Annotated in this window: 17 protein-coding genes and 3 pseudogenes; 12 read left to right on the top strand and 8 right to left on the bottom strand. The window is 71.0% G+C overall.

Going from position 1 to position 17502, the window contains the following annotated elements:
* The first annotated feature begins 40 nt into the window (after positions 1 to 40).
* Positions 41 to 247 carry a hypothetical protein gene (locus tag ACZ7EG_RS02240; RefSeq protein ID WP_104780685.1) on the top strand — a complete coding sequence of 69 codons (207 nt, stop codon included), beginning with the start codon at positions 41 to 43 and terminating at the stop codon, positions 245 to 247.
* Positions 248 to 278: 31 nt separating this feature from the next.
* Here ACZ7EG_RS02240 and ACZ7EG_RS02245 read toward each other — a convergent pair.
* Positions 279 to 416 (bottom strand): annotated as a pseudogene (locus ACZ7EG_RS02245) (TetR/AcrR family transcriptional regulator); the annotation flags it as partial.
* Between the two features lie 139 nt (positions 417 to 555).
* On the bottom strand, positions 556 to 1938 hold the full coding sequence (locus ACZ7EG_RS02250) for a glycine--tRNA ligase (protein WP_471070967.1): 1383 nt from the start codon (positions 1936 to 1938) through the stop codon (positions 556 to 558).
* 171 nt (positions 1939 to 2109) lie between these two features.
* Here ACZ7EG_RS02250 and ACZ7EG_RS02255 point away from each other — a divergent pair, with 171 nt between their 5' ends.
* Genes ACZ7EG_RS02255 through ACZ7EG_RS02270 form a run of 4 tightly spaced genes read left to right on the top strand, consistent with a single transcriptional unit; the run spans position 2110 to position 5225 of the window.
* Positions 2110 to 3057, top strand: coding sequence for a metal ABC transporter substrate-binding protein (locus tag ACZ7EG_RS02255; RefSeq protein WP_471070970.1), 948 nt, complete (start codon positions 2110 to 2112; stop codon positions 3055 to 3057).
* A 20-nt stretch (positions 3058 to 3077) separates the two neighbouring features.
* A complete protein-coding gene (locus tag ACZ7EG_RS02260) occupies positions 3078 to 3845 on the top strand; it encodes a metal ABC transporter ATP-binding protein (protein ID WP_389963766.1) in 768 nt (255 codons plus the stop codon).
* Complete coding sequence (locus ACZ7EG_RS02265; RefSeq protein WP_471070974.1) at positions 3845 to 4747, top strand: metal ABC transporter permease; 903 nt, start codon at positions 3845 to 3847, stop codon at positions 4745 to 4747. Before ACZ7EG_RS02260 ends, ACZ7EG_RS02265 begins: the two co-directional genes overlap by 1 nt.
* A 58-nt stretch (positions 4748 to 4805) precedes the next feature.
* Complete coding sequence (locus ACZ7EG_RS02270; RefSeq protein WP_471070977.1) at positions 4806 to 5225, top strand: Fur family transcriptional regulator; 420 nt, start codon at positions 4806 to 4808, stop codon at positions 5223 to 5225.
* 280 nt (positions 5226 to 5505) lie between these two features.
* Here the strand turns inward: ACZ7EG_RS02270 and ACZ7EG_RS02275 are convergent, their stop codons facing one another.
* The 4 genes from ACZ7EG_RS02275 to ACZ7EG_RS02290 all read right to left on the bottom strand — a co-directional run bounded on the left by ACZ7EG_RS02275 (position 5506) and on the right by ACZ7EG_RS02290 (position 7603).
* Entirely contained in the window at positions 5506 to 6339 is an 834-nt protein-coding gene (locus ACZ7EG_RS02275) for an isoprenyl transferase (protein ID WP_471070980.1), read from the bottom strand.
* Between the two features lie 72 nt (positions 6340 to 6411).
* On the bottom strand, positions 6412 to 7158 hold the full coding sequence (recO, locus tag ACZ7EG_RS02280; RefSeq protein WP_471070983.1) for a DNA repair protein RecO: 747 nt from the start codon (positions 7156 to 7158) through the stop codon (positions 6412 to 6414).
* A 26-nt stretch (positions 7159 to 7184) separates the two neighbouring features.
* Positions 7185 to 7400, bottom strand: coding sequence for a hypothetical protein (locus ACZ7EG_RS02285; RefSeq protein WP_030836519.1), 216 nt, complete (start codon positions 7398 to 7400; stop codon positions 7185 to 7187).
* Positions 7397 to 7603: a hypothetical protein gene (locus ACZ7EG_RS02290; RefSeq protein WP_471070986.1), complete on the bottom strand. Its 207-nt coding sequence runs from the start codon at positions 7601 to 7603 to the stop codon at positions 7397 to 7399. The genes ACZ7EG_RS02285 and ACZ7EG_RS02290 overlap by 4 nt, the downstream gene beginning before the upstream one ends.
* A 197-nt stretch (positions 7604 to 7800) precedes the next feature.
* Here ACZ7EG_RS02290 and ACZ7EG_RS02295 point away from each other — a divergent pair.
* Positions 7801 to 8223 (top strand): annotated as a pseudogene (locus ACZ7EG_RS02295) (GNAT family N-acetyltransferase); the annotation flags it as partial.
* Positions 8224 to 8394: 171 nt separating this feature from the next.
* Positions 8395 to 9870: an alpha/beta hydrolase gene (locus ACZ7EG_RS02300; protein ID WP_471070988.1), complete on the top strand. Its 1476-nt coding sequence runs from the start codon at positions 8395 to 8397 to the stop codon at positions 9868 to 9870.
* Here ACZ7EG_RS02300 and ACZ7EG_RS02305 read toward each other — a convergent pair.
* Together ACZ7EG_RS02305 and ACZ7EG_RS02310 are read right to left on the bottom strand one after the other, a co-directional pair.
* Positions 9858 to 10109 (bottom strand): annotated as a pseudogene (locus tag ACZ7EG_RS02305) (abortive phage infection protein); the annotation flags it as partial. The gene ACZ7EG_RS02300 and the pseudogene ACZ7EG_RS02305 overlap by 13 nt on opposite strands.
* 46 nt (positions 10110 to 10155) lie before the next feature.
* Complete coding sequence (locus ACZ7EG_RS02310; RefSeq protein WP_471070990.1) at positions 10156 to 10593, bottom strand: protein-tyrosine phosphatase family protein; 438 nt, start codon at positions 10591 to 10593, stop codon at positions 10156 to 10158.
* A gap of 289 nt (positions 10594 to 10882) precedes the next feature.
* Between ACZ7EG_RS02310 and ACZ7EG_RS02315 the strand changes: the two genes are divergently transcribed.
* Genes ACZ7EG_RS02315 through ACZ7EG_RS02335 form a run of 5 tightly spaced genes read left to right on the top strand, consistent with a single transcriptional unit; the run spans position 10883 to position 17393 of the window.
* The gene (locus tag ACZ7EG_RS02315) at positions 10883 to 12511 is read left to right on the top strand and encodes an ABC transporter substrate-binding protein (RefSeq protein WP_471070992.1); all 1629 of its coding nucleotides are present in this window, start codon (positions 10883 to 10885) and stop codon (positions 12509 to 12511) included.
* Between the two features lie 4 nt (positions 12512 to 12515).
* Entirely contained in the window at positions 12516 to 13478 is a 963-nt protein-coding gene (locus ACZ7EG_RS02320) for an ABC transporter permease (protein ID WP_471070994.1), read from the top strand.
* Positions 13475 to 15448, top strand: a complete 1974-nt coding sequence (locus ACZ7EG_RS02325) for a dipeptide/oligopeptide/nickel ABC transporter permease/ATP-binding protein (protein WP_471070996.1) — start codon at positions 13475 to 13477, stop codon at positions 15446 to 15448. The genes ACZ7EG_RS02320 and ACZ7EG_RS02325 overlap by 4 nt, the downstream gene beginning before the upstream one ends.
* A complete protein-coding gene (locus ACZ7EG_RS02330; RefSeq protein WP_471070999.1) occupies positions 15445 to 16464 on the top strand; it encodes an oligopeptide/dipeptide ABC transporter ATP-binding protein in 1020 nt (339 codons plus the stop codon). Before ACZ7EG_RS02325 ends, ACZ7EG_RS02330 begins: the two co-directional genes overlap by 4 nt.
* Positions 16461 to 17393 (top strand): dihydrodipicolinate synthase family protein, encoded by a 933-nt coding sequence (locus tag ACZ7EG_RS02335; RefSeq protein ID WP_471071002.1) that lies wholly within the window; start codon positions 16461 to 16463, stop codon positions 17391 to 17393. Before ACZ7EG_RS02330 ends, ACZ7EG_RS02335 begins: the two co-directional genes overlap by 4 nt.
* Positions 17394 to 17502: the final 109 nt, after the last annotated feature.

The raw sequence follows: 17502 nt of genomic DNA on the forward strand, positions 1-17502 counted from the left end.
AGCAGACCGGGACGGTGGATTTCTCGACGCGGGAGGCGTCATGGCACAGATCGACACGAGCAAGGTCAGCCGGTGGGACCAGCACGGCCGGGAACATGTGGTGCGGGTGCACCGGACGGGTGTGCAGCGCACGATCAGATGCGACACCTGCGGCTGGCACCGAGGCGCCCAGTTCCTGCCCTGGCTGAAGGCGGAGGAGCATCTGCTGGAGGCCCACCAGGCCACCGTGGATCCGACGGCGGCATAGGGGCAGGCTCGGGCCGCTGACGGGCCGGGGACTACGGCGCCCGCAGCCCCTGCACCAGCAGGTCGACGACCGCCGCGAAGTCGGCTTCGGTGCCCGGCTCCTTCCACTCCCTCGCGTAACAGGGGTCGTGGAAGCGGCCTGTGGCCTCGAAGACCGCGCGGGCTCGAAGGGGAACCGCGCCTCGGACCACGCCGCCCTTCACATCGACCTGGACCTCTGAAGGTCCACGTCGACCCGGCCCGGTGAAAACGCGGCGGTGCCGGGCCCCTCCGTGGAGGGACCCGGCACCGTGACGCAGCCGGCAGCGATCAGCAGCCGATGAGGCGGGCCGCCAGGTAGCCCTCGATCTGGTCGAGGGAGACGCGCTCCTGCTTCATCGAGTCGCGTTCGCGGACGGTGACGGCGTTGTCGTCGAGCGTGTCGAAGTCGACGGTCACGCAGAACGGCGTACCGATCTCGTCCTGACGGCGGTAGCGGCGGCCGATGGCGCCGGCGTCGTCGAACTCGATGTTCCAGTTCTGCCGGAGCGCCTGGGCGAGGCCCTTGGCCTTCGGGGACAGCTCCGGGTTGCGGGAGAGCGGCAGCACCGCGACCTTCACCGGGGCGAGGCGCGGGTCGAGGCGCAGCACGGTGCGCTTCTCCATCTTGCCCTTGGCGTTGGGGGCCTCGTCCTCGATGTAGGCGTCCAGGAGGAACGCCAGCATCGCGCGGCCGACACCGGCCGCGGGCTCGATGACGTACGGAGTCCAGCGCTCGCCGGCCTCCTGGTCGAAGTAGGTGAGGTCCTGGCCGGAGGCCTTGGAGTGGGCACCGAGGTCGTAGTCGGTGCGGTTGGCGACGCCCTCGAGCTCGCCCCACTCACTGCCGCCGAACTGGAAGCGGTACTCGATGTCGGCGGTGCGCTTGGAGTAGTGGGAGAGCTTCTCCTTCGGGTGCTCGTACCACCGCATGTTCTCCTCGCGCAGGCCGAGACCGGTGTACCAGTTCCAGCGCTGCTCCATCCAGTACTCCTGCCACTTCTCGTCCTCGCCCGGCTTGACGAAGAACTCCATCTCCATCTGCTCGAACTCGCGGGTGCGGAAGATGAAGTTGCCGGGCGTGATCTCGTTGCGGAAGGACTTGCCCATCTGGGCGATGCCGAACGGCGGCTTGCGGCGCGAGGTGGTCTGCACCTGCGAGAAGTTGGTGAAGATGCCCTGGGCGGTCTCGGGGCGCAGGTAGGCGACGGAGCCGGAGTCCTGCGTCGGACCGAGGTGGGTGGACAGCAGGCCCGAGAACTGCTTGGGCTCGGTGAACTGGCCCTTGTTGCCGCAGTTGGGGCAGTTGATGTCGGCCAGGCCGTTCTCCGGGGCGCGCCCCTTCTTCTCCTCGTAGGCCTCCTCCAGGTGGTCCGCGCGGAACCGCTTGTGGCAGGAGGTGCACTCGGTCAGCGGGTCCGTGAAGGTGGCGACGTGACCGGATGCGACCCAGACCTCGGGGGCCAGGATCACGGACGAGTCGATGCCCACGACGTCCTCGCGCGACGTCACCATGTAGCGCCACCACTGGCGCTTGAGGTTCTCCTTGAGCTCGACACCCAGCGGGCCGTAGTCCCAAGCGGCGCGCTGACCGCCGTAGATCTCACTACAGGGGAATACGAAGCCACGGCGCTTGCTCAGGCTGACGATGGTGTCGATCTTGTCGGCGGCCACGGTGCTCTCTTCATTACGACGACGGGCGACGGAGCGAGTTGCTTCCAGCGAATGCTTCAGGTTACCGGCGGGGACGCCCCCTCAATCAAATCGCTCCCCCTCCGGCGACCTCAAGACCCCGCTCGGACGGTTTGTTGACAACGGTTTCCATATTTGTTGAAAATGAGTGTCATGAACGTACGACGACGCCTCATACCCGCCGCCGCGGCCGCCTCTCTCGGCCTCGGCGCCCTGACCGCCTGCTCCAGCGACAGCGCGGCGACGGGCAACACGGACAAGTTCGACGTCGTCGCGTCGTTCTACCCCATGGCGTTCCTCGCCCAGCAGATAGGCGGGGACCACGCGAACGTCACCAGTCTGACCGAGCCCGGCCAGGAGCCGCACGACCTGGAGATCAGCACCCAGCAGCGCGCGCAGCTGGAGGAGGCCGACGCGGCGCTCTACCTCAAGGGCCTCCAGCCCGCCGTCGACGAGGCCGTCGGCCAGACCGGCATCAAGACCAAGATCGACGCGGCCTCGCTGACCCACCTCGAGGACCACGGCACCGGCGGCCACAGCCACGAGGGCGAGGAAGGCCACTCCGAGGAGGACGAGCACGGCAGCGACCCGCACGTCTGGCTCGACCCGGTGAAGTACGCCGAGATCGCCCAGGGCGTCGGCAAGGCCTTCGAGAAGGCCGACCCGGACCACGCGGCCGACTACAAGAAGAACACCGAGGCCCTGGTCACGAAGCTGAAGGGCCTCGACGGGGACTTCGAGAACGGCCTGAAGGACACGAAGACCAAGGTCTTCTTCACCAACCACGCCGCCTTCGGCTACCTCGCCGAGCGCTACGGCCTCACCCAGGAGGCCATCTCCGGCGTCGACCCCGAGAGCGAGCCCAGCGGCGCCCGCGTCCGGGAGCTCCAGCAGGAGGCCAAGGCCGACGGCGTCACCACCGTCTTCTACGAGACACTGGTCTCCGACAAGACCGCGAAGACCCTGGCCCGTGACGCGAACCTCAAGACCGACGTCCTCGACCCGCTCGAGGGCATCACGGACAAGTCCCGCGGCGACGACTACTTCCAGGTCATGGAATCCAACCTCAAGGCGCTGCAGAAGGCCCTGGGAGCCAAGTGATCGACCCATCGGAGGACGGCATGACCGAGCCCGTCGTATCCCTGCGCGGCGTCCGCGCGGACCTGGGCTCGCGCCCCGTGCTGCGCGGCATCGACCTCACCGTGCACCGCGGCGAGGTCGTCGCGCTGCTCGGCGCGAACGGCTCGGGCAAGTCCACGGCCGTGCGCAGCGTCATCGGCCAGGTGCAGACCGGCGCCGGCGACATCGAGCTGTTCGGCACGGACCGCAGGCGGTTCCGCGACTGGCACCGCGTGGGCTACGTCCCGCAGCGCACCACGGCCGCCGGCGGCGTGCCCGCCACGGTGACCGAGGTGGTCTCCTCCGGCCGCCTGTCCCGGGCCCGCTTCGGCGTGCTGCGCAAGGCCGACCACGCGGCCGTACGACGCGCCCTGGACCTCGTCGGCATGGCCGACCGGGCCAAGGACTCCGTCGACGCGCTGTCCGGCGGTCAGCACCAGCGCGTCCTGATCGCCCGCGCGCTCGCCTCCGAACCCGAACTGCTGATCATGGACGAGCCGATGGCCGGCGTCGACCTGGCCAGCCAGGAGGTCCTCGCGCACACCCTCACCGAGCAGGTCTCCCAGGGCGCGACCGTGCTGCTCGTGCTGCACGAACTGGGCCCCCTGGAGCCCCTGATCGACCGGGCGGTCGTGCTGCGCGACGGCTGCGTCGTCCACGACGGGCCGCCCCCGAAGGCCGTCGGCCAGCACGCCCTGCCCGGCCACGACCACGTGCACCCGCACGCACCGGCGGGCGCCGAACCGATCCGCACGGGACTGCTGAGCTGATGGACTTCCTCGACTACGCCTTCATGCAGCGGGCCCTGCTCGCCGCCGTCCTGGTCGGCATCACGGCCCCCGCGGTGGGGATCTACCTGGTCCAGCGCCGCCAGGCCCTGATGGGCGACGGCATCGGCCACGTGGCGATGACCGGCGTCGGCCTCGGCTTCCTGCTGACCTGGTCGCCGGTGTGGATGGCGACCCTCGTCTCCGTCCTCGGCGCGGTCCTCATGGAGCTGATCCGCTGGTACGGCAAGACCCGCGGCGACATCGCCCTCGCGATGCTGTTCTACGGCGGCATGGCCGGCGGTGTGATGTTCATCAACCTCGCGCCGACGGGCTCCAACGCCAACCTGACGTCGTACCTGTTCGGCTCGCTGTCGACGGTGTCCGAGTCGGACGTCACGGCGATCTGTGTCCTGGCCGCGTTCGTCGTCCTGGTCACCCTCGGCCTGCGGCGGCAGCTGTTCGCGGTCAGCCAGGACGAGGAGTTCGCCCGGGTGACGGGCCTGCCGGTGCGGGTCCTGAACCTGCTGACGGCGATCACTGCGGCCGTCACGGTGACGGTGGCGATGCGGGTGGTCGGCCTGCTGCTGGTCAGCGCGCTGATGGTGGTGCCGGTCGCCGCCGCTCAGCAGATCACCCGCAGCTTCGCCGCCACCTTCGCGATCGCCGTCGCCATCGGCGTGAGCGTGACGATCGGCGGCACCGTGACCTCGTACTACCAGGACGTGCCGCCCGGCGCGACGATCGTGCTGCTGACCATCGGCGCGTTCATCGTACTGACGGCGCTCGCGGCCCCGCTGGCCCGCCGCCGCGCCCGTGCCCGGGCAGCCGCGGACGGCTCGACCGACCCCGGGGAGTGCACGATCCCGGGCAGCCGCCGGACGGCCGACGAAGTCGGCGTCTGACCGCCCCCACCCCGGGCTGGCACAATGGCCCGGGCAAGGCAGACGTGAGGAGGCAACGGTGACGACCGCTGGACCGTCCGTGAAGGGCCGCGCCACCAAGCAGCGGGCCGCTGTGGCGGCGGCCCTGCAGGAGGTCGACGAGTTCCGCAGCGCGCAGGAACTGCACGACATGCTCAAGCACAAGGGCGACTCGGTCGGGCTCACCACGGTCTACCGCACCCTGCAGTCCCTCGCCGACGCCGGTGAGGTCGACGTCCTGCGCACGGCCGACGGAGAGTCGGTCTACCGGCGTTGTTCCACCGACGACCATCACCACCACCTCGTGTGCCGCGGGTGCGGCAAGGCCGTCGAGGTGGAGGGCCCGGCGGTGGAGAAGTGGGCGGAGGCCATCGCCGCCGAGCACGGCTTCGTGAACGTGGCCCACACGGTGGAGATCTTCGGGACGTGCGCGGACTGCGCGAAGACCTCCGGCGGTTGAGCCGTTTCGCTCCCCGCCGTGGGGGTGAGGGCTTCGTCGGCGGCTGCGGGCGCGTGGGGGTTGTTCGCACCGTTCCCCGCGCCCCCGAGGTCAGAAGCCTCCTGCGCGCCCCGGGCGCTCGGCCTGGGCCGGACGAGCAGCGACAGGGCCGAGGAGGCCAGGATCACGGCGCCGCCGGCCCGCAGGATGAGGTCGTAGGCGCGTTCCGGGCCGGTCTCGGGGGTGAGCACACCGCCGCCATGGCCCGGCAGCCACCGGAAGGCCGCCGGGCCTTCGCTCGCTACGGCTGCTCGCCCTCCCTGGCCAGCAGCTCCTCGTTCGGGATCGCCCCGCCGAAACGGCGGTCCCGCGAGGCGAACTCCAGGCAGGCCCGCCACAGGTCACGCCGGTCGAAGTCCGGCCACAGCACGTCCTGGAAGACCATCTCGGCGTAGGCGCTCTGCCAGATCAGGTAGTTGGAAGTGCGCTGCTCACCGCTGGGCCGCAGGAACAGGTCCACGTCCGGCATGTCCGGGTAGTACATGTACTTCGCGAAGGTCTTCTCGTTGACCTTCGACGGGTCGAGCTTGCCGGCCTTCACATCCGCCGCCAGTGCCTGCGCCGCGTCGGCGATCTCGGCCCGCCCGCCGTAGTTCATGCAGAAGTACAGCGTGAGCTTGTCGTTGTCCTTGGTCTGCTCCTGGGCGATCTGGAGCTCCTTGGCGACGGACCGCCACAGCTTCGGCATCCGTCCGACCCAGCGCACCCGGATGCCCAGCTCGTCGAGCTGGTCCCGGGTCTTGCGGATGAAGTCCCGGTTGAAGTTCATCAGGAAGCGCACCTCGTCCGGCGACCGCTTCCAGTTCTCGGTGGAGAAGGCGTACAGCGAGATGGCGCCCACGCCCATCTCGATGGCCCCCTGGAGCACGTCCAGCACACGCTCGGCGCCGACCTTGTGCCCTTCGGTGCGGGGCAGCCCCCGGTCCTTGGCCCAGCGGCCGTTGCCGTCCATGACGATCGCCACATGCTGCGGTACGAACTCCCCGGGGATCTTCGGGGGCCGCGCGCCGGACGGGTGCGGCTCCGGCGTCCTGTACTCCCGGCGCTGGCGCCCCAGGATCCCGCGTACGGCCATGTGTTTCTCGTCTCCTCGTGCTCGCTTGCTTCTGTGCTGCTCTGCTCTTGCTCTGCTCTTGCGCTGCTCGCGCTACTTCTCGACGTAGCGCAGGGAGCGCAGCCCGCGCTCCATGTGCCAGTGCAGATACGCGGACACCAGCCCACTGCCCTCCCGGACGTAGCGCGCCTCGCACGCGTCCGCGGTCTCCCAGTCTCCCGTCAGCAGGGCGCCGAGGAGCTCCAGGGCCTGGGGCGAGGGTACGACGCTGCCGGGGACACGGCAGTCCACGCAGACGGAACCGCCCGAGGCGACCGAGAAGAACCGGTTGGGTCCGGGCATCCCGCACTTCGCGCAGTCGGTGAAGCTCGGGGCGTACCCGTTGACGGCGAGGGAGCGGAGCAGGAACGCGTCGAGCACGAGATGGGGTGCGTGCTCCCCCCGGGCGAGGGTGCGCAGTCCGCCGACCAGCAGCAGGTACTGCTGCACGGCCGGCTCCCCTTCGTGGTCGGTGAACCGCTCGGCGGTCTCCAGCATGACGGTCCCGGCCGTGTACCGGGCGTAATCGCTGACGATGCCGCCGCCGTACGGCGCGATGGTCTCGCTCTGGGTGCACAGCGGCAGCCTCCGCCCGACCAGCTCGCTCCCCTTGGCGAAGAACTGCACGTCGACGTGGGAGAACGGCTCGAGACGCGCACCGAACTTCGACTTCGTCCGGCGCACGCCCCGGGCCACCGCGCGTACCCGGCCGTGACCGCGCGTGAGCAGCGTGATGATCCGGTCCGCCTCACCCAGTTTCTGGGTGCGCAGCACGATGCCGTCGTCGCGGAACAGACTCATGGAGCCATTCTGGCAGGGCCGTCACGTCAAGGGACCTCGCCCCTGCTGCGGGCGTTGGCATACGCGGTCGCCGCGCGCAGCCGCTCGGCCGGGGTGGCGTGCCGGACGGCTCCGGGGTCGGCGTCCCACTCCCTGCCGCCCCCGTACGGCCTCAGCTGCACGTAGGGCCCCTCATGCCCCATCACGATGCCGATCCGGCCACTGCGGGTGTCCACGACATACGCGCCGACGGGAGGCTTCATCGCGGCACCGCCGCGAGCCGCCGGGCGTCGTCCGGGGAGGTCCGGCCCGAGACGACGAGCGGGCAGGGCGCTTTCCGCGCGAGACTCACCGGGTCACGTCCCAGTGAGGGCTGGACAATTCCGTCCTTGGCGAGTTCTGCCCGCAATTCTTTCACCGCGTCCTCCGCTTCTTCGGCGCAGAGCGCCGAGTGTCGTGCCTCCACCCTGCTCCCCCCTCCTGCGGGTTTTCACTCTTCGCGTCTTTTCGGTGACGCTCGGCGACTACACTCCGGAGGGGTCTGCGTTCTACAACTGCTGTGCAGAGCAGAGGGGTTCGGCACGAGGCGCTGCAAAACGGGCGTCTTTTCGAAACAATCCAGTCGTGAGAGCAGCGGAAAGGCACCCTGAGCGGGAATGGGGCATGCGCCCCGCGGGGCCGGCGGACGTCGAGGCGATAGCGGAACTACGGGCCGTGGTGATGCGCCCGGACCTGGAGCGGCTGGGCCGCTACGACGAACACCGGGTCAGGCAGCGCCTGCGGGACGGCTTCTCCCCCCGGCACACGTCGATCATCACGACGGCCGGCGCCTTCGCGGGCAGCGTCACACTGCGTCCGTCCGAGAACGGCCACCGGCTGGAGCACTTCTATCTCACCCCGGCGCTCCAGGGCCGCGGCCTGGGCTCGGCGGTCCTGCGCGCCCTGCTGCGCACCGCGGACGTCTCCGGCGACCTCGTCCGCCTCAACGTCCTCCAGGGCAGTCCGGCCCGCCACCTCTACGAACGGCACGGCTTCACGGTGGAGACGCAGGACACGATCGACGTCTTCATGCTGCGACGCCCCGCGCCTCGGCTCACCGAGCCGGATGCGGCGCAGGCCTCGGCGATGGCCGAGGACACCCGGTGGAAGTACCGCGATACACGGAATCCGCGAGACGTGAATCGGGGGTAATCCCCCGTGCACATAGGGCAGTTACCCGGATGTGACCTTCTGCGCGAGTCGGTCAGGCTGCTGGACATGAAGCGGATCACAAAATGCGCGGCACTGATCGCCGCCGCCGGCGCGGTGCTGGGGCTCGCCGGGCCTGGTGGGGCGTCCGCCACCACACCCGGCCCGCTCAAGTGGACCAGGTGCGCCGACCCCGGCCTCGACCCCAGGCAGCAGTGCGCCACCCTAGCCGTCCCCATGGACTACTCCGACCCGGACAGTCCGAAGATCCGGATCGCCGTCTCCAGGATCCCCGGTGAGAAGCCGTCCGCGCGGCGAGGAGCGCTGCTGCTCATCCCGGGCGGTCCCGGCGGCGACAGTCTCGCCGACCCCTCCGGCAAGGGGCAGAAGCTGCCGCAGAGGGTGCGCGACGCCTACGATCTCATCGGGTTCGCGCCGCGCGGCATGGCGCCCTCGACCGCCGTGGACTGCGAACTCGACCCCGCGGACATCGGCATGACGAAGCGTCTGCCCTGGCCCGCCCCGGACGGCTCCGTCGGCGAGAACATGGCCACCGCCCGGCGTACGGCGCAGGCGTGTGCCCGCAACGGCGGTGAGCTGATCCGGCACATCAGCACCGCCAACGAGGCCCGCGACCTGGACCGTCTCCGGGCCGCCCTCGGCGAGGAGAAGATCTCCGCGTGGGGTGTCTCGTACGGCACCTACGTCGGCGCCGTCTACAGCCAGTTGTTCCCGCACCGCACCGACCGCATCGTGCTGGACAGCAACGACGACCCCGACCCGACCCGCGTGACCCGCAGCTGGCTCGCCGCCTTCGAGGCCGGGGTCGAGGACACCTTCCCCGAGTTCGCCAAGTGGGCCTCCCGGCCCGGCAACCCGTACCGGATCGCCCGTACGCCCGCCGAGGTACGGTCCGGCTTCCTGCGGCTCGCCGCCCGGCTGGACCGCGACCCCCTGCCCTGGCCCGGCGCCAACCCCCCGCGGCTGGACGGCAACGCGCTCCGTCAGACCATGCTGTCCAGCCTCTACGACCCCGACGACTACCCGGTCCTGGCCAAGACCGTCCGGGCCGCCCGCCGGGGCACCGTGCCGCCCGTACCCGAGGCACCGCCCGGGTCGGTCCTGCAGAACGTCGCCGCGGTGGGCGTCGGCACCATCTGCAACGACGTCGACTGGCCCGGCTCGGCCGCCGCGTACCAGCAGGGTGTCGACGCGAGCCGGGCCGCGTACCCGCTGACCGCGGGCATGCCGCGCGGGCCGATGGTGTGTGCCGCCTGGCCGTACGCGCCGAAGGAGCCGGCCGTGCGGGTCACCGACCGCGGCCCCTCCAACATCCTGCTCGTGCAGAACGAACGGGACGTCGCCACCCCGCTCGCGGGAGCCCGGAAGCTGCGCCGAGCCCTCGGGGAGCGGGCCGTCATGGTCACCGTGAACTCCACCGGCCATGACGCCTATCTGGCCAACGGCAACGCCTGCGGCGACCGGACCGTCTCCCGTTTCCTCGCCACCGGCGCGCGGCCCGCCTCCGACCTCTACTGCGACTGACGGGTGCGGTGGCCCGCCGCCCCGTATCGGCGGGCCACCGCGCGGAACGCCTCCTTCGGCTCCCAGTGCCAGCCGGAGGCGGCGTCCGGGCGGTCCTTGATCACCTTCGTGAGGGCGTACGACGCCATGCCGAGGTCGAGGGCGTCCGCGCGGTGCGGTGCGTCGGCGCTGATGGACTCGAAGGCCATCGCCGCGTACAGGCCCATCGACTCGAAGACGTCCAGCAACCCGCCCACGTGGAGGCTGCCCCTTGCCGCACCCGCGTACGTACCACCGAGGAGAGAGTCACCCCTCGCCGAACCCGCGCACGTACCGCCGCTGCCAAGGCGTCTCCACGGCGTGCCGGTCGTAATGCCGCCGGACGTATCCCACCGCCTCCTCCCCCGGCACCCCGTCCAGCACCGCCAGGCAGGCCAAGGCCGTGCCGGTGCGACCGCGGCCGCCTCCGCAGGCGAGCTCCACCCGCTCCCCGGCGGCCCGTTGCCACACATCGGCCAGTACCGCTCGGGCGGCCGCCCGGTCCGCCGGGAGACGGAAGTCGGGCCAGCGGATCCAGCCCGACTCCCAGGGGACCTCGGGCGGCTGCCGGCCCAGCAGGTAGACACCGTAGGAGGGGAGGGGCGCGCCGGGGTCCAGGGGGTGGCGCAGGCCCCGGCCCCGTACCAGCCGGCCGGACGGCAGTCTCAGGACGCCGGCGTCACCCTCGCTCCACAGTTCGGTCATGCCCCTCATCATGGTCCGCTCCCGCCCGCCCGGTGACGGATTCGGCGACCGGGCCCGGAACGTCCTGACCTCCCGCCTCCGGTCATTCACCCGGTGCCGTATCAGGCTCGATACACCGTCAACTCAGCACGTCGGGCGCCGCCGTCGGTCCGGCCTCCGGCGGATACGCCATTCGTGTGCGAGCCCTTGACCGCCCCCACGGCCCCTCCTAAGGTCGCGCTGACCACAGGACGTAGGACGTCGTATCTCCGCTGCCAGCCCCCTCCCCCCAGACCTCGCTGGAGGACCCGTGCGCGACGTGACCACCGACGTGCCGGCGCTGAACCGCCGGTCGCTCCTGAAGTACACCGGCGCGCTGGGCGCGGCCGCCACCGTCTCCGCATCGCTGTCGGCCTGTTCGTCGGGACCGGAGTCCACCAACGACACCGGCAGCGGCGGCGGCCGGGACCGGACGCTCACCGCGGTGATCGGCTACGGCAACGACGGCAGCTGGGACCCCACCCAGACCGCGTCCGCGTTCTGCATGGCCGCCAACCACCACATCTACGAGGGGCTGCTGGACACGGACCCGATCTCCCGCGAGCCGTACGCCGCGCTGGCGACCGAGGTGCCGAAGGACCCGGACAGCACGTCGTGGAGGTTCGCGCTGCGCGCCGGAGCCACGTTCCACGACGGCAGGCCCGTCACCGCCGACGACGTCGTGTTCGTCTTCCGGCGGATCCTCGACCCGGACACCCAGACCCTCGCCAAGGGCTTCTTCGCGAGCTGGCTGAAGGAGGTCCGGAAGATCGACGCGCGGAACGTGGAGCTGGTGCTGAAGTTCCCGTTCCCGGACGGGCTTTCGCGGCTGACGCTCGCGAAGATCATGCCGAAGCACGTGTTCTCCCGGCCGGGCGCCTGGGACGACGCCATCAAGGGCAAGGCCATCGGATCGGGGCCGTACCGGCAGACCGCGCACCATCCGAAGTCGAACACGACCTTCGAGGCGTTCGACGGCTACAACGGCCCCCGCAAGCCCGCCTTCCGGAAGATGAACTGGCTGACGATCGTGGACGCGGCTCCCCGCGTCGCGAAGATCTCGGGGTCGAGCGCCGGCGCGCAGATCGCGGACAACATCCCGTACGCCAACATCGGCCAGTTGGAGAGCGGCGGGATGACGGTGGCCGGCGGAGCCGGGATGAACAACCTGTTCCTGATGTTCAACACCCGGCACAAGCCCTTCGACGACGTGCGGGTGCGCCAGGCCCTGCACTACGCCATCGACACCGAGAAGATGGTGGAGGTCGCGCTCAAGGGCCACGGCAAGCCGTCCAGTTCCTTCCTCGACGAGGCCAACCCGTCCTACCGCAGGGCGAAGACGGTCTACGACCACGACCCCGACAAGGCGAAGGCCCTGCTGGAGGAGGCCGGGGTCAAGGGGCTGAGCATCGAGATCCTGGCCGTGAACGTCAGCTGGATCGTCGACTGCCTGCCCACCATCAAGGCGTCCTGGGACGCGATCGGCGTGAGGACGACCCTGTCCCCGCAGGAAACCACGGCAGTGTTCACGAAGTTGGACCAGAAGCAGGACTACCAGGTCGTGGCCGCCGCCTCGAACCCCAACCAGTTCGGCCTCGACGCCGACCTGATCATGCACTACAACTACGGCCCCGAGAACCTCTGGATGCAGTACACCCGCTGGGCCGCCGACCCCGTCGCCAGGCAGCTCTTCAAGGACATGGACCGGGCCACCCGGGAGCCCGACCCGGCGAAGAAGAAGGCGATGATCCAGGACTACGTCGACGTCGTCGCCGAGCAGGCCGTGCTCTACCCGGTCGTCCACAACGAGCTGATGACGGCCTGGAACCCGGCACGGCTCAGCGGCATAAGGGCCCAGCCCTACCCGGGCATCAACCTCCTCCAGGCCAGGTGGGCCTAGCGCCATGACGGCCGTCCTGCGGATTCTGCTGCGCCGTGTCGCCCTCCTCGTGCCGCTGATGCTCGGCATCGTGCTGTTCGTGTTCCTGGTGATGCGGTTCTCGGACGTCGACCCGGCGTCCGCGTTCTTCCAGGGCGCGAACCCGACACCGGCGCAACTGCACGCCTTCCGTGAGGAACACGGCCTGCTCGACCCGCTGCCGGTGCGTTACGCCGACTTCGTCGGCGACCTGCTGCACGGCGACATGGGCACCAGCGCGCTGACCCGGGCCCCGGTGATCGACCAGGTGACGACCGCGCTGCCGCTCACCCTGCAACTGACCTTCCTGGGGCTGGGCATCGCGGTCGTCCTGGCCCTGCTCGGCGGTGTGACCGCGGCGATCCACCGGGACCGGCTTCCCGACCAGCTGATCCGGGTCGTGTCGCTGACCGGCGTCGCCGCGCCCGGCTTCTGGCTGGCGCTGCTGATGATCCAGTATCTGGCGGTCGACCTCGGCTGGTTCCCGACCGGCGGCTACATCAACCCGGCCGACTCCTTCACCGGCTGGCTGCGGACGATGACGCTGCCCGCGCTCGCCCTCTCCCTCCCGGTGGCGGCGCAGCTGACCCGGATCGTACGGACGGCCGTCGTGGAGGAGCTCGACAAGGACTACGTACGGACGGCGATCGGGAGCGGGCTGCCGCCCCGGGTGGTGGTGGGGCGGAACGTCCTCAGAAACGCGCTGATCAATCCCCTCACCGTGCTCGGCCTGCGCGTCGGCTACCTCCTCGGCGGGGCGGTCGTCATCGAGACGATCTTCTCGCTGCCGGGCATGGGCAAGCTGATGATCGACGCCGTGAAGAACGGCGATCCGGCCGTCGTCCAGGGCGTCGTGCTGACCACGGCGGCCGGGTTCGTCGTCGTGAACCTCGTCATCGACGTCCTCTACCTGCTGGTCAACCCGCGACTGAGGGACGCCACCCCATGATGACCCGCACGAGTCTCACCGCGGCGCTGTCGCGGCCCGGCGTACGGCTGCGCGGCCTGCGCCGGCTGCCGTTGCTGTCGAAGATCGCCGTCTGCTTCCTGGCGGTCGTCGTCCTGATGGCGCTGCTCGCGCCGCTCCTCGCCCCGCACGACCCGCTCGACCAGCAGCCGCCGGTCGACGGCACCGGGCACCCGTCCGCCGAACACTGGATGGGCCAGGACAGCCTCGGCCGGGACATCCTCAGCCGGCTGATGTACGGGGCGCGCTGGTCGCTCGCGATCGGGCTCGGCGCGACCGGGCTCGCCCTGGTGGCCGGTGCGCTGCTCGGGGCGGTCGCGGCGACCTCCCGCAAGGCGGTCGACGAGACGCTGATGCGCTGCCTTGACGTCGTGATGGCGTTCCCGGGCATCGCGCTGGCCGCCGTGCTGGTGGCGGTGTTCGGCGGTGGCATCACGGTGCTGATCTGCGCGATCGCGTTCCTGTTCACGCCCCCGGTGGCGCGGGTGGTCCGGGCGAACGTCCTCGACCAGTACGGCGAGGACTACGTGACGGCGGAGCGGGTGATCGGCGCGCGGACGCCGTACATCGTGCTGCGGCACGTGGCGGTCAACTGTGCGGCCCCGGTGCTGGTCTTCTGCACGGTCCAGGTGGCCGAGGCCGTCGTGTTCGAGGCGTCGCTGTCTTTCATCGGAGCGGGCGTACGGCCGCCGGATCCGTCCTGGGGCAGTGTCATCGCGGACGGCAAGAACATGGTGCTGACCGGCGGCTGGTGGGCGACGGTGTTCCCCGGGCTGCTGATGCTGGTGACGGTGCTGTCGCTGAACATCCTGTCCGAGGGGGTGTCGGACGCCTGGGCGGCCCCGGCGGCACGGGAGGTGGACGCACCGGACGACGACCGGCTTCAGGAGCCGGAGCCCGGCGGCGGGGAGACCGTGCCGCTGCCCGGCCTGGCGGAGGCCGCGCGCCGGTTGCGGGCCCGGGCCCGTCGTCTGCCCCGGGACGGCCGGCCGGTGCTCGCGGTGGAGAACCTCGTCATCGGCTTCGACCGACGGCACGGGGGCGTCGACATCGTGGACGGCATCAGCTTCGAGGTGCATCCCGGGGAGGTGCTCGGGCTGGTCGGCGAGTCGGGCTGCGGCAAGTCGCTCACCGCACTGGCGATCATGGGCCTGGAGCCGAAGGGGGCGCGGGTCGGCGGCCAGGTCCGTTTCCGGCAGCGGGACCTGCTCGCCGAGCCGATGCGGGTACGCCGCAGACTGCTCGGCCACGAGATGGCGATGATCTACCAGGACGCGCTGTCGTCGCTGAACCCGGCGATGACGATCCGCGCGCAGCTCAAGCAGGTCGTGCGGCGTGGCGGACACCGCGGTCCCGCCGAGCTGCTGACGATGGTCGGCCTCGACCCCGGGCGGACCCTGCGCAGCTACCCGCACGAACTGTCCGGCGGGCAGCGCCAGCGCGTCCTGATCGCCATGGCCCTGTCCCGCGACCCGAAGCTGATCGTCGCCGACGAGCCGACGACCGCCCTGGACGTGACCGTGCAGGCGCAGGTCGTGGAGCTGCTGCTGCGGCTGCGCGAGGAGCTCGGCTTCGCGCTGATCCTCGTCTCGCACGACCTGGCCCTGGTCGCGGACGTCACCGACCGGGTGGTGGTGATGTACGGCGGGCAGATCGTCGAGACGGGCGTGACCGCCGACCTGGTGGAGGCACCGGCGCACCACTACACGCGCGGCCTGCTCGGCAGCGTGCTGTCGCTGGAGTCGGCGCAGGAGCGGATGACGCAGATCAGCGGCGTCGTGCCGTCCCCGGCCGACTTCCCCGCGGGGTGCCGTTTCGCCGGCCGGTGCCCGCGTGCGAGCGAGGTCTGCGGTACGACGGCTCCCGTCCTGGCCGGCCCTCCCGAGCACGCGGCGGCCTGTCATCACCCGGCCGTGGATCCGGCGGCCACCGAGAGCGAGGCGGTGTCATGAGCGCGCTGGTGGAACTGGCGGGCACTCACGTCGTCCACAAGGCCCGCAGCGGGGGCCTGTTCACCCGCGACCGGGTGTACGCGCTCACCGGCGTCGACCTGTCCGTCGCGCCCGGCGAGACCGTCGGTGTGGTCGGTGAGTCCGGCTGCGGGAAGTCGACGCTGGCGAAGGTGCTGGTCGGAGTGCAGCAGCCGACACGGGGGAGGGTGTCGTTCCGGGGCCGGGACCTGTGGGCGATGCCGGCCGCCGAGCGCCGCCGGGCCGTGGGCGGCAGCACCGGCATGATCTTCCAGGACCCGTCGACGGCCCTGAACCGCCGCCTGACCGTCCGGCAGATCCTGCGGGACCCGCTCGATGTGCACGACCAGGGCACCGGAAGCCGACGTGAGGAAAGGGTCCGCGAGCTGATGTCCCTCGTGGGACTCCCCCGGGCCCTCGCCGCCGCCCTGCCGGCCCAGTTGTCGGGCGGGCAGCGCCAGCGCGTCGCGATCGCCCGGGCACTCGCGCTGGACCCGGACCTGGTCGTGGCCGACGAGCCGACGAGCGCCCTGGACGTGTCGGTCCGGGCCCAGATCCTCAATCTCCTGCTCGACCTGAAGGAACGCCTGGGCCTGGCCCTGGTGTTCGTCTCGCACGACATCCAGACGGTACGGCGGATGAGCGACCGGGTGATCACCATGTATCTGGGCCGGATCGTGGAGGAGTCACCGGCCGCCCTGGTCACCGACCGGGCACGGCACCCGTACACCCGCGCCCTGTTCTCCGCCACGCCCGGCCTGCTCCACCCGATCGATCCGATCCCGCTGGTCGGCCCGGTGCCGTCGGCGACCCGCCCGCCGAGCGGCTGCCCGTTCCGCACGCGCTGCTGGAAGGCGGACGAGATCTGCGCGGAGCGGATGCCGGGCTTCTCGGCCGCGTCGGCGCCCGCGCACCGCTTCCGCTGCCACCATCCTGTCCGGGAGGACGAGTCGACCCGCGACCTCGTCCACCGGCGCGACCCGATGGAGGCTCCATGACTCTCGCCCCGCTGACCGGTGTCATCCCACCCGTCTGCACGCCTCTGACACCGGACGGCGAGGTGGACGTCCCCTCGCTGCTCTCGCTCGTCGACCATCTGGTGGCGGGCGGGGTGCACGGGCTGTTCGTGCTCGGCTCGACCTCGGAGGCGGCGTTTCTGCCGGACCGGCAGCGCAGGCTCGTCGTCGAGTCGGTCGCGGGTCATGTGCGCGGGCGGCTCCCGGTGCTGGCCGGGGCGATCGACATGACGACGCCCCGGGTGCTGGACCATGTCGCGTCGGTGACGGCGGGTGGCGCGGACGCGGTCGTCGTCACGGCGCCGTTCTACACCCGCACCCATCCCGCGGAGATCGTCCGCCACTTCCGCGCGGTCGCCGCCGCGAGCCCGGTCCCGGTCATCGCCTACGACCTTCCCGTCGCCGTCCACACGAAGCTGCCGGCCGACGTCGTCCTGGAGCTCGCCGCCGACGGGGTCGTGGCCGGGCTCAAGGACTCCAGCGGTGACCTGGCCGCCTTCCGCCAGGTGGTGACCGGCGTCCGGGAACGCGGGGGCCTGACCGGGTTCAGTGTGCTGACCGGGTCCGAGCTGATCGTCGACGCGGCCCTCGCGATCGGCGCGGACGGCACGGTGCCGGGCCTCGGCAACGTCGACCCGCACGGCTATGTCCGCCTGGACCGGCTGTGCCGCGCCGGGGACTGGGACGGGGCCCGCGCCGAACAGGAACGCCTGTGCGCCCTGTTCGGCATGGTGACCGTCGGAGATCCGGCCCGCATGGGTCCGAACTCCTCGGCCATCGGCGCCTTCAAGGCCGCGCTGCACCTGCGCGGCGTCATCGCCTGCCCGGCGACGGCACAGCCGCAGATCCCGCTGTCCCCGGACGAGGTGGAGCAGGTCGGGAAGTACCTCGCGGCGGCCGGGCTGCTCTAGGTCGTGTCCGCAAAGTCCCGCCTGCCCCACGACGCCTGGCACGCACTCTCGCCGCACCGGACGAAGACCCGAGTACGTCCAGTACGAGGGGGCTCCGCCCGGCACGCCG

The organism is Streptomyces sp. NPDC037100 (assembly GCF_055606225.1).

Excerpts from the sequence above, each read along its gene's own strand:
- ACZ7EG_RS02240 (WP_104780685.1), top strand. The coding sequence starts at position 41 with ATGGCACAGATCGACACGAGCAAGGTCAGCCGGTGGGACCAGCACGGC.
- ACZ7EG_RS02255 (WP_471070970.1), top strand. The coding sequence starts at position 2,110 with ATGAACGTACGACGACGCCTCATACCCGCCGCCGCGGCCGCCTCTCTC.
- ACZ7EG_RS02260 (WP_389963766.1), top strand. The coding sequence starts at position 3,078 with ATGACCGAGCCCGTCGTATCCCTGCGCGGCGTCCGCGCGGACCTGGGC.
- ACZ7EG_RS02265 (WP_471070974.1), top strand. The coding sequence starts at position 3,845 with ATGGACTTCCTCGACTACGCCTTCATGCAGCGGGCCCTGCTCGCCGCC.
- ACZ7EG_RS02275 (WP_471070980.1), bottom strand. The coding sequence starts at position 6,339 with ATGGCCGTACGCGGGATCCTGGGGCGCCAGCGCCGGGAGTACAGGACG.
- recO (WP_471070983.1), bottom strand. The coding sequence starts at position 7,158 with ATGAGTCTGTTCCGCGACGACGGCATCGTGCTGCGCACCCAGAAACTG.
- ACZ7EG_RS02285 (WP_030836519.1), bottom strand. The coding sequence starts at position 7,400 with ATGAAGCCTCCCGTCGGCGCGTATGTCGTGGACACCCGCAGTGGCCGG.
- ACZ7EG_RS02300 (WP_471070988.1), top strand. The coding sequence starts at position 8,395 with ATGAAGCGGATCACAAAATGCGCGGCACTGATCGCCGCCGCCGGCGCG.
- ACZ7EG_RS02310 (WP_471070990.1), bottom strand. The coding sequence starts at position 10,593 with ATGACCGAACTGTGGAGCGAGGGTGACGCCGGCGTCCTGAGACTGCCG.
- ACZ7EG_RS02320 (WP_471070994.1), top strand. The coding sequence starts at position 12,516 with ATGACGGCCGTCCTGCGGATTCTGCTGCGCCGTGTCGCCCTCCTCGTG.
- ACZ7EG_RS02325 (WP_471070996.1), top strand. The coding sequence starts at position 13,475 with ATGATGACCCGCACGAGTCTCACCGCGGCGCTGTCGCGGCCCGGCGTA.
- ACZ7EG_RS02330 (WP_471070999.1), top strand. The coding sequence starts at position 15,445 with ATGAGCGCGCTGGTGGAACTGGCGGGCACTCACGTCGTCCACAAGGCC.
- ACZ7EG_RS02335 (WP_471071002.1), top strand. The coding sequence starts at position 16,461 with ATGACTCTCGCCCCGCTGACCGGTGTCATCCCACCCGTCTGCACGCCT.